The organism is Clostridium sp. AF28-12 (assembly GCF_003435225.1).
Lineage (GTDB): Bacteria > Bacillota > Clostridia > Lachnospirales > Lachnospiraceae > Pilosibacter > Pilosibacter fragilis.
The window spans coordinates 1-1,515 of record NZ_QWGJ01000059.1 but is presented as its reverse complement, the minus strand read 5'-3'; the positions used below and the strand labels follow the sequence as shown (position 1 = coordinate 1,515).

Genomic DNA, 1,515 nt, shown 5'->3' with positions numbered 1-1,515 from the left:
AGGCCGGAGCGGTTGCCGATCAGAGAAAGGTTCTGACAGGGAGAGCCGAAGGTTATCACATGGACCGGCGGGATTTTCCCGCCGTCCACCTTTGTAATATCTCCCAAATGCGCCATATCGGGAAAGTGCCTTTTGGTTATGGAGATGGGCGCTTTCTCAATCTCGCTGGCCCATACCGGACGGATACCGCACCGGGAGGCGGCCAGAGGGAACACGCCGATCCCGTCGAAAAGGCTTCCCAGCTTAATGTCCGGCATGACCCGGGATACCATGTCCCTTCACGGCAAGCACCCCTTCCAGTGTGGTCGCCGCAATGCCCAGCCGCCCGGCAACCGCAATATCGTTTTTCACATCCTCGTCCACAACGCTGCCGCAGACGATCAGGGTATGGGAACGCCGCAGCATATCCCGGCGCATATCAATCCCGGCCTTATGTTCCTCGGGAACGCTGTCATTCAAAAACAGCGGCAGGTACAAGAGCGGGCAGATCGGGGAAAAGCCCGCCTCATAAGTAAGACGGCAGTAGTGGGCCGCCAGCTCCATATCAACATCCGGCTCGCCGCTCCATGCGGCGCTCAGGTATGCTAAAGGTCGTTTCATTGGTTGAGCCTCCATTTCTGTTTAGGTTTAGGGAAAAGCAATAGTTCGCCCAACCCCTCCGCCCCTTCCCCCGGGAAGGGGAACGGCTCTGGAGAATTTATATCCCCGTCGCTTGACCGGGAAAAAGCATAACCGGGAGAAATCCGTCAAGGGTGCCTCTGGCACCGCCTGCGGCGGCGCTGCCCTTGACTGATTTTCCCGGCTATGCTACGGAATAACTGGCGACGGGGAATCATTTATATCTCCAGAGCTTCGGGGCGCGGGGCAGAGCCCCGCAATCCTCGGGCCATGCTGACCCGAAGTTTGGGCTTATTTTTCCTGTTCGGTTTTCTTCTCCGGCTTTTCGTGTTCCTTCTGCTGACCCTTCCAGTCGTCCAGCAGCTTGATGATCTGGTCCTTCATTTCCCTCGGCGTAGTTTCCTTGCCGAAATACTTGCTCAGTTCCGCACCTGTCAAAATCACTTTGTCTACCTCCTTTTTGTCCTCCATCATAATGCCGTCGATCACATCCCCGTTGAGCAGCTTCTTTTCGTCCAGCTCACGCATACGCTTTGCCTGCGCCTGTGAAGGCGAGGACTGCTGGCTGTCAATGGCGACGGCGATATAGTTCTGGTTCTTCTTGCCGATATAGGAAAGCTCCACCGCCGTAGTAAAACCCAGCTTTTTTTCATCCATCAGCTTCATCAGGTCGGGAACCAGCTCATTGAGACGGATATACCGCTGCACCTGCTTGACCGCCATCTTATTGCGCTCGGCCACAATCTCGTTGGAGCGTTTGCCTGCGTCCTTCGGGTCAATCTGGCCCGAAGTGCGGGAGCCCTGGTGCTTGATGGCCTCAAGCTGCATTTTCAAGGCTTTGGCCCGCTCACTGGGGAGGATTTCTTCACGCTGGTTGAGATTGTCCTCGACCATCTG

At 56.1% G+C, this 1,515-nt stretch carries 2 protein-coding genes and 1 pseudogene; all 3 read right to left on the bottom strand.

The window, feature by feature from the left end; all coding sequences use genetic code 11:
* Positions 1-257 (bottom strand): DNA cytosine methyltransferase (locus DWY93_RS16750; RefSeq protein WP_147324230.1); only part of this gene is annotated, 257 nt, incomplete at its 3' end.
* On the bottom strand, positions 244-600 hold the full coding sequence (locus DWY93_RS16745) for a hypothetical protein (RefSeq protein ID WP_181968575.1): 357 nt from the start codon (positions 598-600) through the stop codon (positions 244-246). The genes DWY93_RS16745 and DWY93_RS16750, both read right to left, overlap by 14 nt.
* A 309-nt stretch (positions 601-909) precedes the next feature.
* Positions 910-1,515, bottom strand: a pseudogene (locus DWY93_RS16740) (DNA-binding protein); the annotation flags it as partial.

What these genes read in the sequence shown, in the direction of transcription:
- DWY93_RS16745 (WP_181968575.1), bottom strand. Translation starts at nt 600, where the DNA reads ATGAAACGACCTTTAGCATACCTGAGCGCCGCATGGAGCGGCGAGCCG.